This window comes from Huintestinicola sp. (assembly GCF_051882455.1).
GTDB lineage: Bacteria > Bacillota > Clostridia > Oscillospirales > Ruminococcaceae > Huintestinicola.
On the sequence record NZ_JBJERV010000004.1, the window covers coordinates 23037 to 48647 of the forward strand.

At 48.0% G+C, this 25611-nt stretch carries 22 protein-coding genes; 10 read left to right on the forward strand and 12 right to left on the reverse strand.

Features of this window, described 5'->3' with window-relative positions; translation table 11 throughout:
* Positions 1-20 precede the first annotated feature (20 nt).
* A complete protein-coding gene (locus tag ACI4J0_RS00510) occupies positions 21-404 on the forward strand; it encodes an OadG family protein (RefSeq protein WP_439763858.1) in 384 nt (127 codons plus the stop codon).
* A gap of 18 nt (positions 405-422) precedes the next feature.
* A complete protein-coding gene (locus ACI4J0_RS00515; protein WP_439763859.1) occupies positions 423-1619 on the forward strand; it encodes a sodium ion-translocating decarboxylase subunit beta in 1197 nt (398 codons plus the stop codon).
* Between the two features lie 64 nt (positions 1620-1683).
* Here ACI4J0_RS00515 and ACI4J0_RS00520 read toward each other — a convergent pair whose 3' ends face one another.
* The 4 genes from ACI4J0_RS00520 to ilvB form a co-directional block, all read right to left on the reverse strand.
* Entirely contained in the window at positions 1684-1866 is a 183-nt protein-coding gene (locus tag ACI4J0_RS00520) for a DUF6774 domain-containing protein (protein ID WP_439763860.1), read from the reverse strand.
* A 107-nt stretch (positions 1867-1973) separates the two neighbouring features.
* On the reverse strand, positions 1974-2990 hold the full coding sequence (gene ilvC, locus ACI4J0_RS00525) for a ketol-acid reductoisomerase (RefSeq protein WP_439763861.1): 1017 nt from the start codon (positions 2988-2990) through the stop codon (positions 1974-1976).
* Positions 2991-3061: 71 nt separating this feature from the next.
* Complete coding sequence (gene ilvN, locus ACI4J0_RS00530) at positions 3062-3550, reverse strand: acetolactate synthase small subunit (protein WP_439763862.1); 489 nt, start codon at positions 3548-3550, stop codon at positions 3062-3064.
* 25 nt (positions 3551-3575) lie between these two features.
* A complete protein-coding gene (gene ilvB, locus ACI4J0_RS00535) occupies positions 3576-5192 on the reverse strand; it encodes a biosynthetic-type acetolactate synthase large subunit (RefSeq protein WP_439763863.1) in 1617 nt (538 codons plus the stop codon).
* 213 nt (positions 5193-5405) lie between these two features.
* Between ilvB and ACI4J0_RS00540 the strand changes: the two genes are divergently transcribed.
* A complete protein-coding gene (locus ACI4J0_RS00540) occupies positions 5406-6410 on the forward strand; it encodes an ABC transporter substrate-binding protein (protein ID WP_439763864.1) in 1005 nt (334 codons plus the stop codon).
* A 262-nt stretch (positions 6411-6672) separates the two neighbouring features.
* A complete protein-coding gene (locus tag ACI4J0_RS00545) occupies positions 6673-7353 on the forward strand; it encodes an ECF transporter S component (protein WP_439763865.1) in 681 nt (226 codons plus the stop codon).
* Between the two features lie 50 nt (positions 7354-7403).
* On the opposite strand, the gene ACI4J0_RS00550 is transcribed toward ACI4J0_RS00545, so the two are convergent.
* The 4 genes from ACI4J0_RS00550 to ACI4J0_RS00565 are packed head-to-tail and all read right to left on the reverse strand — an operon-like array spanning position 7404 to position 10080.
* Positions 7404-8000: a hypothetical protein gene (locus tag ACI4J0_RS00550; protein WP_439763866.1), complete on the reverse strand. Its 597-nt coding sequence runs from the start codon at positions 7998-8000 to the stop codon at positions 7404-7406.
* Between the two features lie 12 nt (positions 8001-8012).
* Positions 8013-8843 (reverse strand): hypothetical protein, encoded by an 831-nt coding sequence (locus ACI4J0_RS00555; RefSeq protein WP_439763867.1) that lies wholly within the window; start codon positions 8841-8843, stop codon positions 8013-8015.
* A gap of 17 nt (positions 8844-8860) precedes the next feature.
* The gene (locus ACI4J0_RS00560) at positions 8861-9712 is read right to left on the reverse strand and encodes an ATP-binding cassette domain-containing protein (RefSeq protein WP_439763868.1); all 852 of its coding nucleotides are present in this window, start codon (positions 9710-9712) and stop codon (positions 8861-8863) included.
* Positions 9709-10080 carry a GntR family transcriptional regulator gene (locus tag ACI4J0_RS00565; protein WP_439763869.1) on the reverse strand — a complete coding sequence of 124 codons (372 nt, stop codon included), beginning with the start codon at positions 10078-10080 and terminating at the stop codon, positions 9709-9711. The genes ACI4J0_RS00560 and ACI4J0_RS00565 overlap by 4 nt, the downstream gene beginning before the upstream one ends.
* 384 nt (positions 10081-10464) lie before the next feature.
* Between ACI4J0_RS00565 and ACI4J0_RS00570 the strand changes: the two genes are divergently transcribed.
* The 5 genes from ACI4J0_RS00570 to ACI4J0_RS00590 all read left to right on the forward strand — a co-directional run bounded on the left by ACI4J0_RS00570 (position 10465) and on the right by ACI4J0_RS00590 (position 20479).
* A complete protein-coding gene (locus ACI4J0_RS00570; RefSeq protein ID WP_439763888.1) occupies positions 10465-11493 on the forward strand; it encodes a 3-deoxy-7-phosphoheptulonate synthase in 1029 nt (342 codons plus the stop codon).
* 218 nt (positions 11494-11711) lie between these two features.
* Complete coding sequence (locus ACI4J0_RS00575) at positions 11712-13382, forward strand: putative bifunctional diguanylate cyclase/phosphodiesterase (protein ID WP_439763870.1); 1671 nt, start codon at positions 11712-11714, stop codon at positions 13380-13382.
* Positions 13383-13697: 315 nt separating this feature from the next.
* On the forward strand, positions 13698-18113 hold the full coding sequence (locus ACI4J0_RS00580; protein ID WP_439763871.1) for a hypothetical protein: 4416 nt from the start codon (positions 13698-13700) through the stop codon (positions 18111-18113).
* An 84-nt stretch (positions 18114-18197) separates the two neighbouring features.
* The gene (locus ACI4J0_RS00585; RefSeq protein WP_439763872.1) at positions 18198-19853 is read left to right on the forward strand and encodes a histidine kinase N-terminal 7TM domain-containing protein; all 1656 of its coding nucleotides are present in this window, start codon (positions 18198-18200) and stop codon (positions 19851-19853) included.
* Entirely contained in the window at positions 19850-20479 is a 630-nt protein-coding gene (locus ACI4J0_RS00590) for a response regulator (protein ID WP_439763873.1), read from the forward strand. Before ACI4J0_RS00585 ends, ACI4J0_RS00590 begins: the two co-directional genes overlap by 4 nt.
* Before the next feature lie 50 nt (positions 20480-20529).
* Here ACI4J0_RS00590 and ACI4J0_RS00595 read toward each other — a convergent pair whose 3' ends face one another.
* The 3 genes from ACI4J0_RS00595 to ACI4J0_RS00605 form a co-directional block, all read right to left on the reverse strand.
* The gene (locus ACI4J0_RS00595) at positions 20530-21828 is read right to left on the reverse strand and encodes a hypothetical protein (protein ID WP_439763874.1); all 1299 of its coding nucleotides are present in this window, start codon (positions 21826-21828) and stop codon (positions 20530-20532) included.
* A gap of 15 nt (positions 21829-21843) precedes the next feature.
* Positions 21844-22800: a hypothetical protein gene (locus ACI4J0_RS00600; protein ID WP_439763875.1), complete on the reverse strand. Its 957-nt coding sequence runs from the start codon at positions 22798-22800 to the stop codon at positions 21844-21846.
* A gap of 260 nt (positions 22801-23060) precedes the next feature.
* Positions 23061-23684: a GDSL-type esterase/lipase family protein gene (locus ACI4J0_RS00605; RefSeq protein ID WP_439763876.1), complete on the reverse strand. Its 624-nt coding sequence runs from the start codon at positions 23682-23684 to the stop codon at positions 23061-23063.
* 95 nt (positions 23685-23779) lie between these two features.
* Here ACI4J0_RS00605 and ACI4J0_RS00610 point away from each other — a divergent pair, with 95 nt between their 5' ends.
* Entirely contained in the window at positions 23780-24646 is an 867-nt protein-coding gene (locus ACI4J0_RS00610; protein WP_439763877.1) for a LysR family transcriptional regulator, read from the forward strand.
* Here ACI4J0_RS00610 and ACI4J0_RS00615 read toward each other — a convergent pair.
* Positions 24606-25526, reverse strand: a complete 921-nt coding sequence (locus ACI4J0_RS00615) for an AEC family transporter (RefSeq protein WP_439763878.1) — start codon at positions 25524-25526, stop codon at positions 24606-24608. The genes ACI4J0_RS00610 and ACI4J0_RS00615 overlap by 41 nt on opposite strands.
* Positions 25527-25611 lie beyond the last annotated feature (85 nt).

Below are 25611 nucleotides of genomic sequence, written 5' to 3' on the forward strand. Positions count from 1 at the left end.
GAAAGGATTGAAGCAAATTTATGGAAATGCAGATGGATTGGAGCTATGTGGGCGCTGTTGTTATTTCGGGTCTTGTCATAGTTTTCGTAGCCCTTATCCTGCTCATCGCCGCTGTGTGGATAATGGGAAAGCTCTTCACCGCTTTAAAGTCGGGCAAATCCGATAAGGGCGGCAAGACTGTTGAGACTGCTCCCGCACCTCAGCTGAAAAAGGAGCCTGCTCCCATTTCGCAGGACGCGGAGGACGACAGCGAGATAATCGCAGTCATCGCCGCAGCAGTTGCAGCAATGAGCGAGGAAATGGGTCAGCCCCTCAGAATACGCAGCATTAAGCGCGCAGGCGGTGTGGGCACAGGCAACTCCTGGGCAAGAGCCGCTCGCAGCGAAAACACCCGTGCATTTTAAAAGGAAAGGAAAGTTCCTATGATATCAATTTTCTTAGACACGATAAAGGATCTGATAGCAAGCTCGGGTCTTGCCGCTCTCCAGTGGCAGAACGTGGTAATGATCCTTATCTCCTTCTTATTCATGTATCTTGCGATAAAGCACAAGTTCGAGCCATTGCTCCTGCTCCCTATCGCATTCGGTATGCTCCTTACAAACCTGCCCTGCACGGGAATGTATCACCCCGAGCTCTGGGTGCTTGATGAAGCGGGTCACGTTGATTTCGGCAATGTCATCACAAACGGCGGACTGCTGGATTACCTGTATATCGGCGTTAAGCTCCAGATATATCCCGCACTTATCTTCCTGGGCATCGGCTGTATGACGGACTTTGCTCCACTTATCGCAAATCCCAAGAGCTTCCTTCTCGGAGCTGCCGCACAGGCAGGTATCTTCCTCACCTTCATCGGTGCAGCCGCTCTTGGCTTCAGCGCTGTTGAAGCAGGCTCCATCGCTATCATCGGCGGTGCGGACGGTCCTACGGCAATTTACGTATCAAGCCAGCTTCTTAATGACAAGTGCAATGTAAGCACAGGAACGATCGCCCTTGCGGCATATACCTATATGGCACTCGTTCCCCTTATCCAGCCCCCCATCATGCGCCTCCTCACCACCGAAAAGGAGCGTAAGATAAAGATGGCGCAGCTCAGGACCGTTTCCAAGACAGAAAAGATAATCTTCCCCATTGCAGTTACAGTTATCATCGCTCTTCTGGTTCCCTCCGCAGCTCCTCTGGTAGGTATGCTCATGCTCGGAAACCTCTTCAAGGAGAGCGGCGTGGTTGACCGTCTCTGCAAGACCGCTCAGAATGAGCTTATGAACATTATTACCATCTTCCTCGGCATTTCCGTTGGCGCTACAACAGTTGCTCAGAATGTTATTTCCCTCGATTTCCTCAAGGTCATCGTTCTCGGCGTTATCGCATTCAGCGTCGGAACAGCTTCGGGCGTTCTCTTCGGAAAGCTTATGTGCCTCGTAACAGGCGGCAAGGTAAATCCCCTCATCGGTTCCGCAGGCGTTTCCGCCGTTCCTATGGCTGCAAGACAGTCTCAGAAGGTGGGCGCGGAGACAGACCCCACAAACTTCCTGCTCATGCACGCTATGGGTCCCAACGTTGCGGGAGTTATCGGTTCCGCAGTTGCCGCAGGCGTTCTGCTGAGCATTATCCCTCACTAAGCTTTATCAATTTAACAAGCTAAAAATAACTGCTTTCGTAGTATTGAAGCCGAAAGCAGTTATTTTATTTGTGCGGTTCGCCGCTCTGTGTGCCGCAGAGGTCCCTCTGAGCCGCTATGACCGCAAGGGTGTCACCCAGCTGAACGAAAGCGGCGGCTGCAACTGCAAGCTGGGCATTGTCGGGGATATCGGCGGCTATGGCAGCAGCTGCGGCGGTTATGGACACTATAAGCTCAGTGGAAGTCATACTCATTTACCTCCGAGTTTATCATATGACAAAACGGGTACAAATGTGAAAAAGGACTGCCGTACAGATAGTACAGCAGTCCCCGTAAAGATATCTTTTCAGTTAAATCAATTGTTGATAAGCTTGTCCTCGCCGTTCCAGCTGTAGAGCTTGCGGATCTCTTCGCCAACGACCTCGGAGGGGTGCTCAGCGTGGAGCTTGCGCATAGCCTTGAAGTGAACCTGTCTGCCTGCGGGAGACATATCAAGGAGGAATTCCTTAGCGAATGTACCGTCCTGAATATCGGAAAGAACCTTCTTCATAGCCTTCTTGGTTTCCTCTGTAACGATCTTGGGACCTGTTACATAGTCGCCGTACTCAGCTGTGTTGGAGATGGAGTATCTCATGCCTGCAAAACCGGACTGGTAGATAAGGTCAACGATGAGCTTCATCTCGTGGATGCACTCAAAGTAAGCGTTTCTGGGATCGTAGCCTGCCTCAACGAGGGTCTCGAAGCCTGCCTGCATAAGAGCGCAAACGCCGCCGCAGAGAACTGCCTGCTCACCGAAGAGGTCTGTCTCGGTCTCAGTTCTGAATGTAGTCTCGAGAACGCCTGCTCTTGCGCCGCCGATACCGAGAGCGTATGCAAGACCGATATCCTGAGCGTCGCCTGTAGCGTCCTGCTCAACAGCGATAAGACAAGGAACACCCTTGCCTGCCTGGTATTCGCTTCTTACGGTGTGACCGGGGCCCTTGGGAGCGATCATAATAACGTTAACGTCCTTGGGGGGAACGATGCAGCCGAAGTGAATGTTGAAGCCGTGTGCGAAAGCAAGAGTCTTGCCTGCGGTGAGGTAAGGAGCGATATCGGAAGCATAAACGTCAGCCTGCTTCTCGTCGGGAATGAGGATCATAATAACATCAGCCATCTTAGCAGCTTCGCTTACGGAAACTACCTTGAGACCCTGAGATTCAGCCTTAGCCTTGCTCTTGGAGCCCTCGTAAAGACCTACAACAACGTTAACGCCGCTGTCCTTGAGGTTAAGAGCGTGAGCATGACCCTGAGAACCGTAACCGATGATAGCAACGGTCTTGCCGTCGAGTCTGCCGAGATCGCAGTCAGACTGATAGAAAATTTTAGCCATTTTAAATTCCTCCTATAGAATATTATGGATAAATTAAGTATATTTCAAGGCACATAGCCTTAAAAGCTTGGTTACTTGATGGTAACGCTGCCCTTCTGGATAGCGATAACGCCTGTGCGGACAATTTCCTTTATGCCGTAGCCCTCGAGAAGGTCGTGCATTCTCTTCAGATGAACGGTGGAGTCGGAGATCTCGATGGTAAGGGTATTGGAGGTCATATCAATGATCTTTGCGCCCATTATCTCGCAGATGGTGAGTATCTCGCTTCTCTGAGCGGGAGTTGCATTCACCTTGATAAGCTGAAGCTCTCTTGCAAGAAGCTCATCGGGAGCAAGGGTGCGTACCTTCATTGTGTCCACAAGCTTGTTGAGCTGCTTTTCGATCTGCTGAGCGGTGTGCTCGTCGCCGTCGGCAACTATGGTAATTCTGGAGATAGCAGGGTCGTCTGTCTCCCCCACAGCAAGGCTGTCGATGTTGAAGCCTCTGCGTGAAAACAGTCCCGACACACGGGAGAGAACGCCTGCGTGATTTTCAACGAGAACGGAAATTGTGTGTTTCATATATGTATCTATCCTTTCAGAAATATCAGAGTGTGGACTCAAGGCTGTAAACGTCGCATTCAAGGAGATAGGGCTTGTCCGAGGAAGCCAGCTTTTCAATCTTTTCCTCAGCCTCAGCCATTGTGGAAACTCTCTCGGACTCAATGCCGTATGCACGGGCAAGAGCAACAAAATCGGGGCTTCCGTCAAGGCTTACCGCGATCTGTCTGTCGCCGTAGCCCTTAGTCTGGAGCTCTCTTACCATACCAAGGTAATTATTGCGCATAACGATTATCTTGACGGCAATTTTCTCCTGCATAATGGTGGCAAGCTCCATCATCTGCATCTGGAAGGAGCCGTCGCCGCAAACCGCAACCACCTGTCTTTCGGGAGCAGCCATCTTTGCGCCTATCGCGCAGGGAACGGAGTAGCCCATTGTGCCCATTCCGCCCGAGGTCATAAATCTGCCGCCCTCTTTTATGCCGTAGTTGTTGCAGCACCATATCTGGTTCTGTCCCACATCGGCAACGCAAACGGTGTCCGCAGGCATTCTGTCGGAAAGCTTTCTCAGGAACACCTTGGGATTGATAAACCCCTCTGTTTCCTCATTTTCGGGAACATCGTTCTTGATTTCCGCAAGCTCGGAGAGCCATTCATCGTGGCTTACCTCGCCAATCTTTTCGGCAAGCTCTGAAAGTATCGTCTTGCAGTCGCCTACAAGAGGGATATCAACGGGAATGTTCTTGCCTATTTCCGCAGGGTCTATATCAATATGGATTATCTGCTTGTTTTCCGCAAGGAAGGTGGGGGATTTTACCGCTCTGTCGCCCACTCTTGCGCCTATGAGTATCATAGTGTCGCACTCGGTTACAGCACGGTTTGCAGACTTAACGCCGTGCATACCCAGCATGCCCAGATACAATGGGTGGTCGGTGGGGAAAAGGCTCAGTCCCATCATAGTGGAAACAGCGGGCACCTTTGCCTTCTCCGCAAATTCGATAAGCTCCTTCTCGGCGCCTGCCAGGAAAATTCCTCCGCCTGCGCAGATAAGGGGTCTTTTTGCATTTTCAACAGCCTCGCAGATCTTCTTTATCTGCATGGGATTGCCCTTGACGGTGGGCTTATATGTACGCATTGAAACGGTCTCGGGGTACTCGAAATCAATGAGCGTATTCTGTATATCAATGGGAACGTCGATAAGAACGGGACCCTTTCTGCCCGTGCCTGCGAGATAAAATGCCTCCTTGAATATACGGGGAAGCATTGAAGCGTCCTTGACAAGATAGCTGTGCTTAACAAAGGGCTGAGCGGCGCCTGTAATGTCCACTTCCTGGAAAACGTCGCAGCCTATCTGGTCTGTGGAGACCTGTCCTGTGATACAGATAAGGGGAACGCTGTCGGCATAGGCGGTAGCTATTGCTGTAAGGAGATTTGTGGCACCCGGTCCCGATGTGGCTATGCACACCGCAGGCTTGTTGGTTATCCTTGCGTATCCGCTTGCCTCGTGGCCTGCGTTTGCCTCGTGCCTTACCAGCACGTGATGTATATCTGAACGGTACAGTTCGTCATAAAAAGGACAAATTGCCGCGCCGGGATAGCCGAAGACGACCTTGACGCCCTCCGATCTAAGACATCTAACCATTGCTTCAGCAGCACGTATCATTCCTCTTCACGACCTTTCGGTAAATTTACGAATTTTGATCCGCATATAAATATATTATATTACAATCCTTTTTTTTCGTCAAGCATTATTGGAAATAAAATTCACCAAATAAATGATTTAACGGTTTGTTCACATAATCCTGCGGATATGTGGTATAATGAAATAGGTTCTTGTAACACCATATTTTCAATACAAAAATCAGTGAGATGAACTATGATAAAAAAACTTATACTTATTTTTTCGGCGGCGGCAGTATTCCTCTGCGGCTGCACTCAGATAACCGAAAACGAGGAGGACGAGGCTGTAATGGCGGACGTCTCTGTTTCCGAAGCCGCTCCCTATCCCGTTACGGTGGGGGGACTTACCTTCAACAGCTCACCCGAGACCGTGGGCTCCCTGTCCCCTGCGGTGACGGAAATGCTCTTTGAGCTGGGATACGGCGACAGGCTCATCTGCCGAAGCGACTACTGCTGCTATCCCGAAGAGGCGGAGAATATCCCTGCGGCAGGGTCTGCCGTTAACCCCGACATTGACGGGATAATAAAGCTCTCCCCCGCCCTGCTCATTACCCAGAGCCCTATCGCAAACAAGGACATCACCCGTCTTTCTCAGGCAGGGATATCGGTCCTCAGCATTCCCGCGCCCCGTTCCGCAGAGGAGCTGACCGAGAATTACCGCTCCCTTTCCCTGATATTTTCGGGCAGCCTTGAGGGCGAAGAAAGAGCCGACAAGGCAACGGAAGACCTGAGAGCGGCTCTCAGTGAAGCTAAAGGCTCCTGCGAGAGTCTTGTGTTTATAATGAATATCACCGATGACGGCTTTTCCGCAGCCACAGGCGACTCCTTTGCGGGAGACTTTGCAGCCCATTTCGGCAGGAATATCGCCGCGGGGAACACCTCTCTCACCCTTACCCCCGAGGAGCTTCTTGCCGCCGACCCACAGGTAATACTCCTTGCCCATCCCCTTGAATCATCGGATATCGACAGCGAGCTGTCCTCACAGCTTTCCGCATTTTCCGAGGGGCACGTTTTTGTGATAGACGCGTCACTCACCGAGCGCCCCACCGCCCGTCTTGCAGGGATAACGAGAAAAATTTCCGAGGCTGTCCGTGAAGATACGGGCGGCGCAGACTATGCGGAAATTCCCGGGACATCGGCTGAGACCGTCCCCGAAACTGCAGTGGTATCCGAACAGCTTTCGGAAGATGTTAATGAATGATTAAATCCTCATATCGGCATATTTCACATATTAGGCAAATCCCTCTCATGAAAAATTATCTATTTTTTCGTGAGAGGGATCATTTTGTGATTTTTCGGAGAATTTTTTTGTGTGCAAAGTCAAAAATACAACTATATACCTATTATAAATAGTACAGTCTGCACATTTCAGGAAATTTGTTACCAAAAAATGCAGGGATTGATTTTTTTATCCTATGGGAGTAATATGATATACGGAAAATTTTTATGGGAGGATACTTATTATGTCAGAAAGATCCATTCAGCGCACCGCAGGGAACAAAAAGCTTTATTCCCTTGTTATCGTGGGACTTATGGCGGCGCTCGTTTATGCGGGAAACTATTTGCAGATAAAGATACCCAACGGCACACTGGTCACAAGAATACATCTGGGAAATTCCATGTGCCTGCTGGCAGGTCTCTTGTTCGGCAGACTTAAAGGCGGTCTTGCATCGGGTATCGGCGCAGTTGCAGGACAGCTTGTGTACATCGTTCTCTACCTTCTCAAGACCTTTATCAGTCAGCTCCTTCTGGGTGAGCCTGCATCTGTAGCACTGAAGCTCACAAGCGTTAATGCCATAACATCGACCATCAACGGCGTTCTTGCCTGCGTTATCGCAATTCCCCTTTACTTTGCCCTCTCAAAGGCTCTGTCTCATACAGGCATTGCCTCCTTTATCACCGAAAAGGAAGAAAGCAAGGGCTGGCTCAATCCCCTTACCGCATTGCTTACCGCATTTGCAGTCGTTGTCACCGCTCTTTACACCATCAACCTCGCAAACACCCACAAGCTCGAAAAGAAGCAGGCTGAAAAGGAAGCGGCTTATGCGGCTCAGATAGACGATCTTCAGTATCAGATAGATTACCTTAAATCTTATCTTGATGTGGAGATACCCGAAAGGGAAGAACCTCAGGAAACCGAATGATCTATATACATTAAAACGGCTGAACCGAAGAAGGCTCAGCCGTTTTTATTTTACAGATCCACATTTATGCTCAGCACTTTTTTATCGTTATCAAGTGCCACCGTCATAAATTCCTCTCCGCTTTCCCTGTCGCTGTAAGCGTATATCGTCCGCACTTTTCCGACCTCCGTTATATTATCGGGGTCACCGAAGGCTTTGACAACATCGTCAGCAGACGCATTTTTCTTTATGCCGTTTACGGAAAATTCTTCTCCGTAAAACATTATTTTTGTCATGGGATCGTCTGCGGTTATCTGAGAGTATTCCTTGCCGAACTCCACCTCTGCATAGGTCGTTCCAATCCATACGGCGCTTGAATCCGAAGCGTCCTCCAGAAAATACGCTCTTTCATTTTCGTCCTCGCCGCTCCACATAATATCGGTCAGGCTTACTCCTGCACCCAGACTTCTGAGCGTAAGAGGATACTCAAGCTGATTGCCGCCTATGTAGGATACGCTCATTATTTTCTCCGCCGTCCAGCCGTCCTCGGGCGGAGCAACAGTTTTTTGCTGCTCGGTCGGAACGATGTCCTTGACAGGTGGTATCTGTGCGCAGGCTGTAAAGCAAACAGCGGCAAGGAGCAGAGGGATAAGCTTATGTATTTTCATATTCTCTCCCCCTTATTCTCCTCTGATAGGCGCAGGCTTGACGCTTGCCCGACGTACAAACAGCCATGCGATAACTCCGAATACTGCGGCAAATACAAACATCATGACCGCACCCTGAACGCAGTTTCCTGCCATACTTCCGTTTACATGAGCCATTCCCAGAAGCCTTCCCAAGCCGTCAAAGAATTGGTTGAGTATCTCGTCAATGTCGATTCCCCGCTCTTCAAGCATCATATTTGAGAATGGATATCCGAAGAAGCAGATCACCATAAGTATTACCGAAAAGATCACATTGCCCTTTCTGGGGAGCCTGTAATAAATTGAGGAGAATGCCATTCCCACAGCGGCGAAGAGGAAGCAGAAGAATGTGATCATTACGAATAATCTTATTCTGACAACAAATGCGTTTTCGCCGTAAAACATATAAAGTCTTCTTTCGCCGTATAATATTTCAAGAAGGAAAACATCGCCGCTGCCGTCGCCGCAAATGAGATTGACGAGCGGTGAGATGACCGAGACTGCCGCCGAGCAAATTGCCGAGCTTGTGAAATATGACGCCATTGATGCAATAAGCGTGGTAGTTCTGGAAACACCGTTTGCGGCTCCTGCGTTCATAAATTCGGGTATGTAGATACAGCCGTAAAGGAAGAACATAAATGCCTCAAGAGCGTCAAGACAGAATATTCCTCCGTTCTCAAAGGTAAATTCACCGTCAAAGCTGTAATTCACAAGTCCCACCGTAAAAAGCATTACCGCAACTGCCGAAGCAATGGATATCAGCGGGGGAAGGATTATCCTGCGGAGCTGATATTTATATGATGAAATAAAGCCTTGCTTTGTCATATATGACCTTCCTTTCATTATGAATTTGTAAGATGGATAAACAGGGACTGGAGACTGAGAGGCTGTACATCAAGCTCCGGAGGGATATCCGCCTGAGTGCGGTCGCCCTTTATGTATGCGGTCTTGAGACCTCCGAGAGTTTCCTCGTTCATAACATCTTTTCCCTTAACATATTCGTCCACAAGGCTTGCCCTGCCGGAAACACTGTAGCCCATTGAGCGGATGGCCTCCGAGTCCTCGTCAAGAAGGAGCCTGCCGTCCTTTATGACCACGGCTCTTTCTATAAGTCCTGCGGCTTCCTCGATAAGATGGGTGGATATTACAAAGGTAGCGGGACGGGAGTTGTATTTTTCAATAAGCTGCCTGTAGAACATATCGCGGTGATTTGCGTCAAGTCCCAGAACAGGCTCATCGAGGAAAACCACCTGTGCGTTGCAGGCAAGAGCGTTTATTATCTTTGCAATGGAACGGTAGCCTGTGGAGAGCTTCTGGAGCTTTGCCTTTGTGTTGAGCTTATACTCCTGGCTGAGTTTCAGCGCATACTCCATATCATACTCGGGATAAAAGCAGGCAGCCGCCTTGAACATATCCGTTACCTTGAGAGAAGGAGCATAAAGAAGCTGCTCGCTCATCATATGGAGCTTGCCGAGAGCCTTGTCATTTTCACGGTTTGGGGCTCCGTCAATGAGTATCTCGCCGCTGTCCGCAAAGATACGGTTGTCTATTATATTCATCAGGGTGGATTTTCCTGCGCCGTTTCTGCCGAGAAGTCCGTAAATGCAGTTTTCCTTTAAGGTCAGGGTAACATCGCTCAGCGCCTGATTTTTACCGAAGCTTTTGGAAATATTCTTTATCTCGATAACGCTCATTTATCATCACTGCCTTTCTCTATCATATCGACTATCTCGCTTTTGGTGATGTGGAGCTTTTCCGCCTCGCTGAGAAGTGTCTTTACGAACTTTTCGAAAAATTCCTGCTTTCTTTCGCTGCGGAGCTTATCCTCCGCGCCCTTGCACACAAACATACCCAGACCCCTTTTCTTGTAGATTATCCCTTTGTCAACTAAAATGTTTACTCCCTTCAGCGCAGTTGCGGGATTTATTTTGTACTGCGCCGAAATGTCGGTGGTAGAGGGGATCTGCGACTCCTCGGGAAATGTTCCCGAAAGGATATTTTCCTCTATCCACTCCGCCATCTGCACATAGATAGGCTTGTCGCCGTCCAGATCAAGATACATTCAGGCACCTCCTTAGATAATTGGTTAATTACTTATGTAACTAACTATAACACTGATGTGTCCCAATGTCAATAGCCTTTCACAATATTTGACGATATGCACAATAGGCAGATGCATAATTTATAAATATTCAACAATCGCTCCTTAAATCATTCGCTAATTGACCGCCGTAAATAAACAGGCATACCTATGCTCCGAAAATTTTTTTGGCATATCATCGGGAATTATTACGATTTTTTCTTGACAAACTTATTTTTATATGATATAATGTCAAAGTGGATATATCGTACTTTAAAGCAGTAAATTATTTCTGCGGTAGATATACATAAATTTTTGTCCGCCCCTTACAAGCGGAAAATATAAAGGAGTTTGTTTTTTGTTATGATGAATATGGATTTCGTCAGAAAGCTGCCTATCCCTCAGGATATAAAGGCGCAGTTCCCCATTCCCGAAGAGGTAAAAAAGGTCAAGGCTGAGCGCGACGCGGAGATAGCCGATGTATTTACGGGCAAATCGGATAAGTTCCTGCTCATAATCGGTCCCTGCTCCGCCGACAGAGAGGACAGCGTTCTCGATTACGTAAACCGCCTTGCAAAGGTACAGGACAAGGTCAAGGACAAGATAATCATTATCCCCAGAATTTACACCAACAAGCCCCGTACCACAGGTCAGGGCTACAAGGGCATGGTACACCAGCCCGACCCCACAAAGTCCGAGGATATGCTTGAGGGTCTTATCGCCATCAGAAAGCTCCACACAAGAGCACTTACCGAAACAGGTCTTGCCTGCGCAGATGAAATGCTCTACCCCGAAAATCACAGATATCTTTCGGATATCCTTTCTTATGTTGCGGTAGGCGCGCGTTCCGTTGAGAACCAGCAGCACCGCCTTACCGCCAGCGGTCTTATGATACCCGTTGGTATGAAGAATCCCACCAGCGGCGACTATTCAGTTATGCTCAACTCCATCATCGCCGCTCAGTCACAGCACACCTTCCTCTACAGAGGCTGGGAAGCGCGCAGCAAGGGCAATCCCCTTACCCACGCCATTCTCAGAGGCTATGTGGACAAGCACGGCAACTCTCACCCCAACTACCACTATGAGGACCTTGTGCGTCTTTACGATATGTACAGCGCCAAGAACCTTGAAAATATGGCTGTTATCATCGACGCGAACCACGCAAACTCGGGCAAGCAGTACCTTGAGCAGATCAGGATATGCAACGAAGTCCTCCACAGCTGCCGCCACAACAGCGATATCCGCAGCATAGTAAAGGGCTTTATGATAGAGAGCTACATCGAGGACGGCTGCCAGAAGGTGGAAGAAGGCACCTACGGCAAGTCCATCACCGACCCCTGCCTGGGCTGGGAAAAGTCGGAAAAGCTTATTTACAATATTGCCGATCAGCTTTGATATGACAATATGAATAATCCCTGCGCCCTGTCCCCCAAAAAACGGACAGGGCGTCCTGTTTGTGAATTTTTGAAAACGTTTAATGATATATGTTGACTAACAGGCGGTACTTTATTTGTTGAAAATATAGAAAATTGTATACATTATACAATTTTACTTGAAATGCATTACCATATATGTTATAATTAACATATAAACTTTACGCAGGCGGTGATAAAATGAACGTCGCAAATGAAAATGGAAACTATATGGAAGCAATAAAAAATATTTTCAGAAATGACGTGGAGACCGCTCATTTCCTCTGGAAATGCCGGGAGAACACCGTTGTGTATATGGGCGGCAGGCATATCATCGGCAATGATGCGGAAGATCCCTATGAATATATCTGCCGGCACGGGCTTATCGCGCCCGAGCATCTTCCTGTGTTCGATGTTTTCCGCGCAAGCGTGAAGGAAGGCATTTCCTCGGGTATAGAACACGGCGAGCTGCCTCTGGACGTTAAAATGCGCTTTGATGAGAATGATGAATTTCGCTTCTGTCATATATATAACCTTTTCCTCAGAGACGAAAAGGGCAGGATAAACGAAGTCCTTGTCAATATCCGTCCCTTTACCAAAAAGGAGGACTTTGACAGGCAGATCCTGGACAGCTTCTCATCGGATAAAAACCCCGGTATATACGGCAAAATAGTTGCCGATCTATTAAAAAACAATCCGGACAGAAATATCGCATTTATACAGTTTGATGTTGAACGGTTCAAGCTCATAAACCAGACCTACGGCAATGAAACAGGCGACGAGCTGATAAAATTTTTCAATGATTCCATGCACGTTATCTGCACCCCCGAGCAGCCCTTCTGCCGCCTTACGGCAGACGTATTTATGGTCGTGATGTGCTTTAACGAAAAGCAGGAGATACTTGATTTTATCCACCGTATCGAAAGCAGGCTCAGCGGCTACAATGGAATGGATTACCGCTTTATTTTCGGTGTTTCCATTGTAGATGACAGGAGCAGGCACACAAGATATTACGGCGACCTTGCAGCAATGGCAAGGCAGTCTATAAAGGGCAATGCGCTTCAGAATATATGCTTCTACGAGGAGCGGATGATGAGCGATATCCGCCATAAGCAGATAATCGAGGAGGATATGCACAAGGCTGTCGCAAACGATGAATTTGCAATGTATCTCCAGCCGAAATACTGCATTTCCACCGGCAGGATAATCGGCGCAGAAGCGCTGGCAAGATGGATACACCCCCAGAAGGGTCTTATCTCCCCTGCCGAATTTGTTCCCGTATTTGAGAAAAACGGCTTTATCGTCAAGCTTGACAGGATAATCTGGGAAAAGGCGTGCCGCAAGATAAGAGACTGGATAGACAAGGGCGTTGAGCCTGTGCCTATCTCGGTGAACATTTCCCGTGAATACTTAAACGGTGACGAGTCCATAAAGGTCCTCAAGGAGCTTGTGGCAAAGTACGATATCCCCATTGAGCTTCTGGAGCTTGAGATAACCGAATCGGTAGACTCGGACGGCGTGGAGAGCATCGTCAAGCAGTTCAAGGACAACGGCTTCACAATGCTTATGGACGATTTCGGTTCGGGCTACTCCTCCCTCAATATGCTCAAGACCACTCAGTTTGACGTTTTGAAGATAGACAGAGGCTTCCTTTCGGAATTTATGGAGTCCGACAGGGGGAGGAAGATCATTTCCCACACCATTTCAATGTCGAGAGATATCGGTCTTGATATTATTGCAGAAGGCGTTGAGACGGGAGATCAGGCAAAGTTTCTCTATGAATGCGGCTGCAATGCTGCTCAGGGCTTTTACTATTCAAAGCCCGTTCCCTGCGATGTTTTTGACAGCATTTTTATAAAATCATCAAAGTGAAATAAAAGCAAGTCCGAAGCCTGTTGCGGACTTGCTTTTTTTGTATATCCGAAAAAAAGTGACAAATGTCACTCCGATAATTACAAACGGCATATTGCTCCGACCCGGAAAATAATGGTATAATTTGACTAATACTAATAACCAATTAACCTATGGACAAAATACGGCGGCTATAATACGCCAACTCTGCGTCAAACTCCCTTGCCGGGCGACAGCCCGCCTGCGGTCGTTTTCCTTGATTTGTCGTATTCTATCCACCGTCTTTATCCATAGAACAATTGGTTATTAGTATAAGCTAAATACGGAGGCGGTCTTATGGTATATCTGTTTATCATAGCATGGATATTGTCACCCATCGTGCTTATCCCTCTCACAATAATAAGCAGCAAAAGAAAATCAAAGCTTGAAAGCTTTATTACCGAGCTTTACAACAGCGGCAGGATAAGCTGCTCGGAATACGTGGACCTGAGCGTCAAAAAAGAAGCTCCCGTTTCTTCACTGAAAACCGCTTCGGAAAGCGCTCCCGTTTTTTCCGACAGTCATGAACACAGCAAAGCTCCCGCTAAGCCTGTCACTGCGGCTGACGTACATAGGGAAGCGCCGTCTCCCGATACGGTCATCACGCCCGTAAAGCAGCCTGCACCCGCAGAGCCTGCACGTCCTGTGCTCGCAGACGAAGGGACTGCAAATACCCTCAGGCAGCCGAGACCCGCTGTACATAATGCTCCCGAAAAAAGCAGTGCCGCTCCCGTACAGCCTGCAAAGCCTGTTTTCAGAGACGAGGAAACGGCAAAAGCAGTCAGACAGCCTTCTCCCCTCAAGGCTGCCCCCGCCCAAAAGCGCGATACAAACAAGCGTGCAGGCGCAATGTCCGTACTTATGACCATTGGCGTTATTTTCGTAATACTTGCAGGACTGGTTTTCTCCACAGCCGTATGGGTAAATCTGGGCAAGCTTGGCAGGACCTGCGCTGTGGGAATAATAACCGCTCTGTTTTTCGGCATCAGCGCATTTGCACATAAAAAGCTAAAGCTCGAAAGCACAGCCTTTGCATTCTTCAATCTCGGCACATTCTTCTCTGCGATAACTCTGCTGACCGCAGGATATTTCGGACTGTTCGGAAGCTATCTTTCCGTAACGGGCGGCGGAGATCTCATACTTTTCTCCCTCGCCGCACTTATCATCTGCCTTCTGTCCGCAAGAGGACGGAGCATTTTCAACAAGCTCTCCGCTGCATATATATCCGTTTCGGGCGGTGCATTGTCCGCAGTTCTGCTTCTAATTCATATATCCGACGAAAAGGGAATGTTCGCACTTCTTATGGCACTTCTGACCCTTGCGGTAAATACGATCGTTTACACTCTTGATATCAGAATATCCGACAAATGGGAAAAGCCCGTGAAAGCGGTTTCCGCTGTGCTTTATGCCGTGGCTCTCATAAGCGGCGCTGCTTCTATGTTTACAAATTCCGCATTGGCATATGCCTGTGCCGGACTGTATGCTCTCCGCTCTGTCATCGCAGCAGTTATGGGCTTTAAGGGTCATCGCATATACAAAAGCCGTTTCCCTGCCGCAGTCTCCCTTCTTTCGGGAATATTCTTCTCTGTAGCTTTGATGTGGCAGCTTTCGGACAGCCTTCAGGTTTTCGCACTGATACTTACAATATCCGCGCTCCTTTTCATCGGCGGCTTCTTTACGCTTAATGTAAATATCCCCGATGAATGGGAGGGCTCTGTGAAATTCTCCGCACTTTTGCTCTATGCAACAGGGCTCATATCCTCCTTCACCGCACTCGGCAGAAGCTTTGGCGAATGGAACTTCGTATGCTTTGCGGTCGCAGGACTGTACATAGTCAACTCCTTTGCAGTGGGAATTATGGCGGTTTACGGACATAACGTGTACGAAAAAGCCTCCTCCGCATTTGTCTCGATGTTTACGGGCATGGCATTCACGGTAATGCTTGTTGCTGAGATATCCGCAAGCGCCGCAGCCGCCGCTTTGATTCTTACGGTGCTTTTCCTCGTGCTTGTAAATGCAGTCTACTCCGTTTCCGCAAGGCTTCCCGAGGGCTGGAAAGGCGCTGTGGATATTGCTTCATCGGTCCTCGGACTTATAAGCTCCATATGCTCGATATTCGTGCTTGGAGAAAATTTCGGACAATGGGACGCCGCCTGCTTTATCATTGCAGCCCTTTACATCATTCAGAGCGCCGCCGTCACCATTATGGCATACAAGGGACACCACATTTACGGCAAAACGGTTTTCGGCGTGCTGTCACAGCTTACGGGCATTGCCTTTGCTCTTATCACCCTTTCCGAGCTTGCGGCAAATGAATTGCAGTTTGCTCTCTTCCTGACCCTATTCGCTGTGATCTACCTGAACCTTGTCTATACATTCAGCCTTAAAAAGCCCGATGGCTGGATAATTCCCCTTGACCTCTCCGCAGCTGTCCTTTTCATTCCGAGCGTATTGTACTCGGGCTGTCAGATGATAAATTCCTTCGGCAATTGGTCTTACGAGTGCTATGCAATAGCTGCCCTTTACATCATTCAGAGCGCCGCCGTAACCATTATGGCATACAATGGACACCACATTTACGGCAAAACGGTTTTCGGCGTGCTGTCACAGCTTATGGGAATTGCCTTTGCTCTTATCACCCTTTCCGAGCTTTCGGCAAATGAATTGCAGTTTGCTCTCTTCCTGACCGTGTTCGCTGTGATTTATCTGAATTTTGTCTATACATTCAGCCTTAAAAAGCCCGATGGCTGGATAATTCCCCTTGACCTCTCCGCAGCTGTCCTTTTCATTCCGAGCGTATTGTACTCGGGCTGTCAGATGATAAATTCCTTCGGCAATTGGTCTTACGAATGCTATGCCTGCGCAGGAATATACATAGCTATGGCTATGGCTGTGACCGCAATGGCATATCTGGGACACAGCGAATATACAAAAGCGCGCTGGGCAGTATTCGCTCATATGACAGGACTTATTTTCACAGTCCTTCTCCTTGCCGAGCTTGCGCCAGGAGAAAAATGCCTGATACTATCTCTGGCGCTGCTTGCCGTACTTTTCACAGCCGCAGGAGATGTGACCTTCCTCAAGGCTCCCGAAAAATGGCTGCCCGCCGCAAAGGTATCGGAAATACTGCTGAACATCGCTGCCGCCATAGCTTCGGCAGGTATGCTCATAGCTGATAACACCGACTGGGATATTTACTGCATAGTCACTGCGGCTGTGTATATTCTGTACACCGCTGTGTGGGGAATACGCTTTAATAACAGCCTGCTGAAAGCGGCGGAATGTGTCATAAGCAGCTTTGCTATGTATAATGCTTACTGCCTTATTGATGACAAATTTACAAACGCTCCCCTTTTCATACTCGTTTGTATTCTCTTCGCTTCGGCGCTCATACATCATTTCGCAAAGCCCATCAGAACCGTATTTTCGGATATCTTCCTGCCTGCCGCTGTGATGATCTCTTCACTTTGTCAGACAGCTGATGAAGGTATTTTTGAAATTCTCGGCTTCGCACTTCTCCTCATTCTCCTGCTTATCAAGTCTGCCGAGAAGGATAACTCTTTGGCAAAGATATTCGGCATACTTCTCCCCCTCCCTGTGACGGGAATGGTATTTTCCGCAGCTTCGATGATCGGAAATACTTTGCCCTACTGCTTTGAATATGGGGTAAATGCCGCTGTGCTTGCGCTCATTGCCGCAGCACTTCTGATAACCAAAAAACGCTCGGGCGCAGTATTTTACTCCTTTGCAATCACCGCTTCCGTAATGGCGCTTATCGGCTTAGAAAGCTCCTCTATGGGAATACAGCTTCTTATCCTTGCTGTCACCGTTCTGCTCACGGGGCTTTTCGGAAGATCGGCAAATAACCTGCCCTCACTTCTCACAATGACAGGCTCGGCGATCGCCCTGGTAAATATCGCGAATATGGCAGAACCTATGGACAGCAGTGCCGTGCATATCCTTGCGGCAGTTACATTTTCGGCGGCTTGTCTTATCGCTTCAAGAATGTTCTTCTCCAAAAAGCTTTTGGAAAAGGAAGCGGAGCTCTTCCGCCTCGACACCTTCTGTACGGGTATGATCCTCAGCATCCCCATGCTTGACGTTCTGAGCGGCAATGCAAGTGTGTTCGCCGTGCTTACCCTCCTTGCCATATTTACCGCAAACCTTGCAAGGAAAGAGCAGCACGATGACCTGAACAAGGCATTTCTTACCGCAGGCTATGGTCTGTTTACCATCGCTCTTATAAACCGCCCCTTCCTTACCGTAAGCGACCCTCTTTTCTCCTTCAAAATAACCCTGGGACTTATCTGCATATTCGGCTTTGTGTTCTCGAAGATATGGAAAAAATATCCGAAGCTTTCGGAAAATTTCTCCGCGGCGGTTTACGGCATTTCCTTTATGTGCCTTATAATAGAGGCTCTTTCCCGTCAGAATTTGTTCAACACCCTTATCGTTCTCGGCGTTTCTCTGGTGATCCTTCTCTTCTCCTTTGTCCGAAAGAAAAAGCGCTGGTTCGCGGTTTCGTCGGTGGCACTCACGGGGCTTACTCTCTATATTTTCAGAGATTTCTTCCGAATGATAGACTGGTGGGTGTATCTGCTGGTCGTGGGGCTCCTGCTTATCGCCGTTGCCTCCGCAAATGAATACTTCATCAAAAAGGGCAGAGAGCTTAAAGAAAAGGCAGGAAGATTTTTCGAGGACTGGACATGGTAATTACACTGCATAGCTTGATTTTCGGGCGGATATGATATATAATTATACTGACACACAAAAACATCTGAAAGGAACTTACGGAAAATGAGCGAAGGTATGCTCTGTACCCTTACGGCTATGCTCCTTGCGGCGCTCGCCCTCATCTGCATATCTATGATATGGCTGATGGTAAAGGGCAGCCGCAGCAGGGTCACATTCAGCTTTGTGGGCTGTCAGTTTTCCCTGCTGCTGTGGATAATATCACAGTTTATAATAATACTGTCAGAAAGCGAAAGACAGCTGCTCATAGGCTATGACATCGGCAATCTGGGAATAAGCTTTATCGGCAGCTGCTGGCTGCTGTTTGCGGTGAGCTATATGGACAGGGAGCTTTCAAAGCCCCTTCTGTACGGCACTCTGGGCTTTTCCTCCCTTATATTCCTCGCCGCCGCCACAAATCCCCTGCACAGGCTTTATTATACCGAGCTTTCAATGCAGGGAGTAACTCACGGTCCCCTGTTTTTCGTGAGCCAGATATACATATACCTGTCAATGCTCTGCGGCATCGCACTTGTTTGCAGGCAGTGCTTCGAGAACAAGCAGCGTTCAAGGGGTCAGGCGGTGCTGCTCACCCTTGCCACGGCAATACCCCTGTCTATAAATCTGCTGACCCTTGTTAATGTGATAACCCTGGATTTTGCCCTTACTCCACTGTCCCTGGCGCTGTCAGCCATACTTGTGCTGCTTGCTACCTATCGCTATGGCTTTCTGAACGTTAATGACGTTGCCTTCGAGGACGCATTTAATATCATTGAGGAGGGCGTGATAGTTTTCAGCCGTCAGGGCAGGATAACCTACCTGAGCAGTGCGGCAGGGCGTATGCTGGATATTTCCGAAAAGACCGACCTTGACTCATTCATAAGCTATATATCAGACTTTTCGGAAAGCCCTCTGACAGAGGATTTCGACTATGCCGAGATAGAAAAGGACGGACTTCACCTGGGGATAAAGCATTACCACTGCCGTGACGATAAGGGAATTGCCGTTGCTCAGCTGGTGATAGTTTCGGACATATCAAGATACTATCAGCTTATCGAAAAAACAGACGAGCTTGCCGGAGCAAGGCAGAAGCTTGCAATTGAGCGTGAACGAAACAGGATAGCCCAGGAGGTCCACGACACCGCAGGACACACCTTTACCATGATAAGCTCCCTTGCAAAGCTTTCAAAGGTCAGACTTTCCGAAATGCCCGAGTCTCCGCAGCTTTCGGAGCTCAGAGGCTTTATGGACGAAACGGAATCCCTTGCGAGAGGCGGTCTTACACAGCTTCGCTGCTCCATAAACAATCTTCGTGAGGACAGCTTTATGACCACCGTGACCGCCGCTGTCAAGACTGTGACCGACGCTGTAAGGGATATTAAGACCGAGCTTTGCATACAGGGCACGGAGGACGGCAGATATGCCTTCTGCGTGCAGAATATTTACAGCAGCTTTCGTGAGCTGATAACCAACAGCGTAAGATACTCGGGCGCGGACAGGATAGATGTTATCGTGAAATTCCTTGACACGTCTCTTGAGCTTTATGTATTCGACAACGGCAGAGGCTGCAAAGAAATAACCGCCCATAACGGACTGAGAGGTATATCGGAAAGGACAGAGGAGCTGGGCGGCACTGCCCTTTTCAAATCGGGTGAGGGGATAGGCTTCTCGGCGGTGATAAAAATACCCGTTCCCGAAGCGCAGAAAGGAGCACAGTCATGATAAAGGTACTTATTGTCGATGATGTGGAGATACTGAGACGGGGGCTTGAAGCGGTTTTGTCTCAGGACAGCGGGATAAGTGTTGCGGGGCAGGCAGCCAACGGAAAGGAAGCTCTTGAAATGTGCATAAAGCGCTCCCCCGATGTGGTGCTCATGGATATGCGTATGCCCGAATATGACGGCGAATACGGCACAAGGCAGATAAAGACCCATTTCCCGAACATAAAGGTGCTTGTCCTCACCACCTTTGACGACAGCGAAACGGTGCAGAAGGCTGTTGCCTGCGGAGCGGACGGATATATCCTCAAGGAAATGGAGAATGAGAAGATAATAAACGCCGTAAAGACCGTTCACAGCGGCATAAATGTATTCGGCGCCAGCGTATTTTCCTCAATAAAGCAGACCATGCCCGCTCCTCAGACACGTACCGCAGGCTTTGAGCTTTCCGAAAGGGACAAAGAGCTGATGGCGCTTATCTGCGACGGCTGCGACAACAAGGAGATAGCGGCAAAGCTTTTTCTTGCGGAGGGTACGGTAAGAAACAACATCTCAAGACTGCTCGAAAAGCTGGGGCTTAAAGACCGCACTCAGCTGGCGGTCTTTGCGGTGAAAAATAATCTTGTATGAACATAAAAAGCAGATACTCCTTTATGGGAAAGTATCTGCTTTTTTTATTATTACTGCTCAAGTGCATCCTCGGGTGAAATGCCAAGGCCGTCAAGCCAGAGCTCCATATCTACAAGAGCATATGTACCTAAGCTGTCGGTCTCAGCCCATACAAGTCCATTCTGCTCATCATGATGAGTTTCCACGGGCAGGAGCATATTCATGTCTTCAAAATACATAAACACGTTAAGACGCCTGATGCCCTTAAATTCATCGGATACTTTTGTATATGTTCCGAGAGTGTTATCCTTCAGCCTGTCATTTATCTTGAAATATACCCTGAGCCTTTCCGTACCGCTCTCCTCACTGGATATCTCAGGCACGATACCGACGATAGATTCGCTGTCAAGATAGTTGGAATATCCGCTTTCCTGAACATACAGACTGTTTCTTACCAATGACGGCGCGGCGAGCTCAAGGGAAAGCTCATATTCTCCCGAGGCATTATTATTGAAAAAATACAGCGCTCCGTCGTCTGCATTTATCTTTGTCCAGGGGTATTGTCCGTGATATGCAGTTGTTGTTTCGGCAGGGGCAGTCTCGGTGAGCGGCGGCTCAGTGACCTCCGTTCCAAGCACGACCTCGGGGAAAAGCTTTTCATTCTCAAATCTGTAATACAGATAGGGCTTTCCTACTCCCGCTATCTCCCATTTTTCTCCTGCGCCGTCCTCCCATGGCGAACAGAACATCAGGGTGTTTATCTTATTGATATATCCCGCAGGATAATCAAAACAGACCGTTATCTCCTTTGTTTCCTTGCTGCCCACCCTTGCTTCGCCGTTATTTACGGGAGCATTTTCATTTCTGTCATATAAGCTGCCGAGAGCCATGCAGTCATCCTTGCCCTGCTTGTCGGACAGATTTATAAGTCCGCCCAGAGCGATCCCGCCGCTATATGTCGGAGATACGATATCAATATCGTTCTTGCTGTTGTTAGTAATGATAAGATCGGCAATTATTCTTTTCCTGTCATATTCATTCTCATAAACGCTGCTTGTACGCAGCTCATTTCCTTTTTTGTCAAGTGTTTTTATGTCGGATATCCTGAGTCTTATCTTGACCTTATCCTTTTTCAGCTCTGTTTCGTAATCCTCAAATCCCGCTGCAGCCGATGAAGTAAATGTTATCTCCTGCTTAGGCGTTCTTGAGCCGCTGCCTGCAATGGCAAATATTATGATAACAAGCGCCAGAACAATTCCGAAAAATATGGGCGTGAAGCTCTTTCTGTCGGTGATATCCTTTATCCTGCAAAGCAGGTCGGCTATGATATCGTCAACTTTTTCCTTGAAATTCATATTATTGTCGTTCATAAATTTATTCTCCTTTTATTCGCCCAGCTTTTCAAGCTTAAAGCTGTTTTTAGTCTCTAAATGGTCAGCCCAGATAGCAGCTGCGGCTCCGCCTGCGCCCGAAAGCATTATGAGGAACATATTCGTGTAATATGTTGAAAGAGATTCGCCTATCTCGAAGAGGAGCTTGGAATTTAATAAGTAAAAGGAAAACGGGAAATCAGCCGCATCTTCAACATCCTTGAACATATCCCAAAGGTCGATAGCCGTATCTACCCTGAATGCAAGATAGCTCATTATGACCGCGATAACGGTGCATATAACAGCTCCTGCCGCCGAAAGCTTGTGACCCAGCTTCTTGTAGCCGAGGATAGATACAAAGCCCATCACCAGACCGCCAAGCATGGAAACTCTTCCAAGCCTTCCGATAAGAAGTATCACCAGCACGCCTGCCAGAGAGCCGACCAGTCCGCCGATAACGCCCATCAGACGATTTTCAACTATCTCATCGTATTCGGTCTTTGCGCTGTTGAGCCCGGAAGCTGTTTCAGCAGCGTTTGCGGGAGTCAGGAAAAGATAACTTCCTTTATGGGAATAAATATCGGTCTGCCCCTCCTCGCCCCTGCCGCTGCAGTTGACATAGCCCGCGGAGGAAAGAGCCGCGGCAGATATTTCAGCGGTCTGCACAAGCTTTTGAATTACATCCGATGACTTGAATGTGACCTTCACATCAAAAGTATGAAAGAAATCTATTACATCATATGTAACTCCGTCGGGAAGCCCCGCGCCTGCAACAATGTCCCTGTCAGCAGCCATACCGTCCTTCTGTGCGTAGAAATACAGGCTGATGATATTTTTCGCTGAATTTGGCTCACAGGGCTTTATGAGCATTGTAAAGCCGCCGTACTGTCCGTAGCCCACTCCCCTTTTTTTGTCAAAGCTCAAGCCGAGAGAAGCCGCCGCCTTCCCGGCAATTTCATTATTTGATGCCATGATACATATACCCCTAACTTATTTTTATGACCCAAACTTTTGGTTATATAAATTATACCCTATTTTTCGCCAAAATGCAACATTTTATTACAGAAAAAAATTATTTTTGTAAATAGTTTTAAAAACCATTTGCAGCAAGGTGCATATAATGTCAAATAATACCAAGAAGGAAAATGACCGGGATAGTCGGGCTTAACGTTGTTAATGAGAAAAAAACGGTACCTCTCCTCCGCGGACGAGATACCGTTTTTTATTCCAAATTATTCCTTCACATATGCCATAATATCATCGTACACCGCACGATAGCCGTCCTCGTTGATGTGCATACCCTCTATGGTAAACTCAGCCCTGAGCCTGCCCTGCTCGTCCTTGAGGTTGCGGTTGATGTCTATGTAGCGCTGCCCGTGCTTTTCTGCCAGCTCTTTTACGCAGACATTGGCGGCGGTTATTTTCTCATTGGTCCGTATCCTGAGACATTCCTTCATCTCCTCGGCAGCCGCTTCATAATTTACGGGATAATATGCCATAAGATAAATTTTCACATGGGGAACGGCACTCTCGATAGCTGTGATCATCCTGTCATAGTTGTCCATAAGGCTGCTTATGGGAATAGTTGACCAGCTGAGGTCGTTGGTGCCGATATTGATAAATACCTTTGAGGGCATAAGATCAATGGCGCATACGTCTATGACTGCAAGAAGCTCGTCGGAAAGAAATCCGCCCACTCCGCGGTTATAGATGATCGTATCATCTCCGTGCTCTTTAAGCAGCTTGTTTATGGGAAACATCTCCATAAGGGACGACCCTGTGAAAACGGTCTGACCCTTTACGGCAGTCTTGTTTTCCTCTCTGTAGCGTTCAACCTTGATCTCCTTGTCGGTCATTTTTATTTTCCTCCCTATTGAATTTATATTGGTTATATGATATAATATATCAGGTATTACATAGCTTTGAAATTATATTAGCAGGTGATCTTTATATGGAGCTTTTGCAGATAAAATATTTTCGCGTTATCGCAGAGACAGAAAATATTTCAAAGGCGGCTGAGCAGCTATATATCGCCCAGCCCTCACTGAGCCAGACTCTGAAGCGGCTGGAGGACGAGCTTGGAGTCCCTCTTTTTGACAGGAAGGGCAGGAAGATAACTCTGAACAAAGCAGGCAGGGTCTTTCTGAAATACTGCGATGAAATAACCGCTTCGATTGAAAATGCCCGTCTTGAGCTTGAGGAATTAAAGGGGGAAGGGACATCCGACGTTAATATCTCAGTGCGCTCCGCTTCGCTGCTTATCCCCGAGATAATCAAGAAGATACGCGAAAAGGACAGCCGTATCATGCCCCATATCTTCCAGAGCGGCTGCGAGGACGCGGACCTGATGATATACTCGGATATTGCGGAGCACAGCGGCTCTTCGGAGCTGCTTATGAGAGAGCCCCTGGGCATTGTCCTGCCCGAGTCTCACCCTCTTGCCTGCAAATTCGAGATATGCCGCCGCGATCTCGGGCAATGCAGTTTTTTAAGTCTGAGCAGGGAATGCAGCCTATATCATATCATATCACATTTTTGCGAAAATGCAAATTTCCGTCCGAATATCTCTGCATATGTTGATTCTCCCGCGCTTATGCGTGAGCTGCTGAAAATGGATATGGGAGCCGCCTTTGTTCCGAAATTCACATGGGCAGACCTTTTCTGTGACGGTCTCGTATTCAGATATGTTTCCGATATGCCTATGGAGCGCTTTGTCCATCTGGCGGCAAATGAAAATAAATATGTCTCCGAAGCGGTAAAAAGCTGCCGCGATATCATTATGGGATATTTTGCAGAATACGCTCGGAAATTCCGATAACAAGCGGCATTGTCAGGACGCACAGAAGGGTGCTCAGCACTGTCTCGCGTACAGCTCTTTTGTGATCTCCCCCGTATATCTGCGCATAGACTGCCACGTTTGAGCCCACAGGCGCCGCCGCAAGAATTATCACCGTAAGCCTCATAGTATCATCGCCAAAAGGCAGCACCGCAAGCATAACAGCCGTCAGCAGCGGGATAACAAGCAGTCTTGCAGCGGAAACAGCATAGCCCTTCTTATCGGTAAATATCTCCCCGATGGGCACCTGCGCAAGATAAGTTCCCACTGTAAGCATTGATATGGGAGCATTCATCTGCGAGATAGTCCCGAGGATATCCGATATGAAAGCAGGCAGCCTTACGGGCAGGAAAAATAAAATAACGCCGATGAAAAAGCTTATGATAACGGGATTTAAGAGAATTTTTTTTGCGGATACCGCTGACCTATTCCCCGTTATGAGATACACGCCGTATGTCCATTGCAGAATGTTCAGGATAGCCACAAATGCTGCGGCATAGTATACCGCTTCCTGTCCGATGACAGATGATATGAGGGGTATCCCCATAAAGCCTGCATTTGAAAACGCCGCGCCGAAGCTTTCTATGGGCTGCTTTCCGCCGAAAAGCAGCCGCGACAATATGACCGACAATGCAAGTGCCGCTGCAGCCGCAAGGAAAGACAAAAGCAGTCCCATGGCTCTTTCAGGGGTGTATCCCATATTGTAGGAATTTATGATAGCAGCGGGCAGGATAATATAGATAAGCAGCTTTCCGATATCCTTTGCGCCTTGGTCCGAGATAATTCTTTTTTTATAAAGAACATACCCCGGTATCATATAGGCAAGCATTACAGCTATGCGGTCAAGTATCATCAGTGCCATTTCATCAACTCCCCGATAATATGATACCACCGCTTTTATACTTTGGCAAATATTAAAATCAGATATGCATATAGCTTTGAAACTA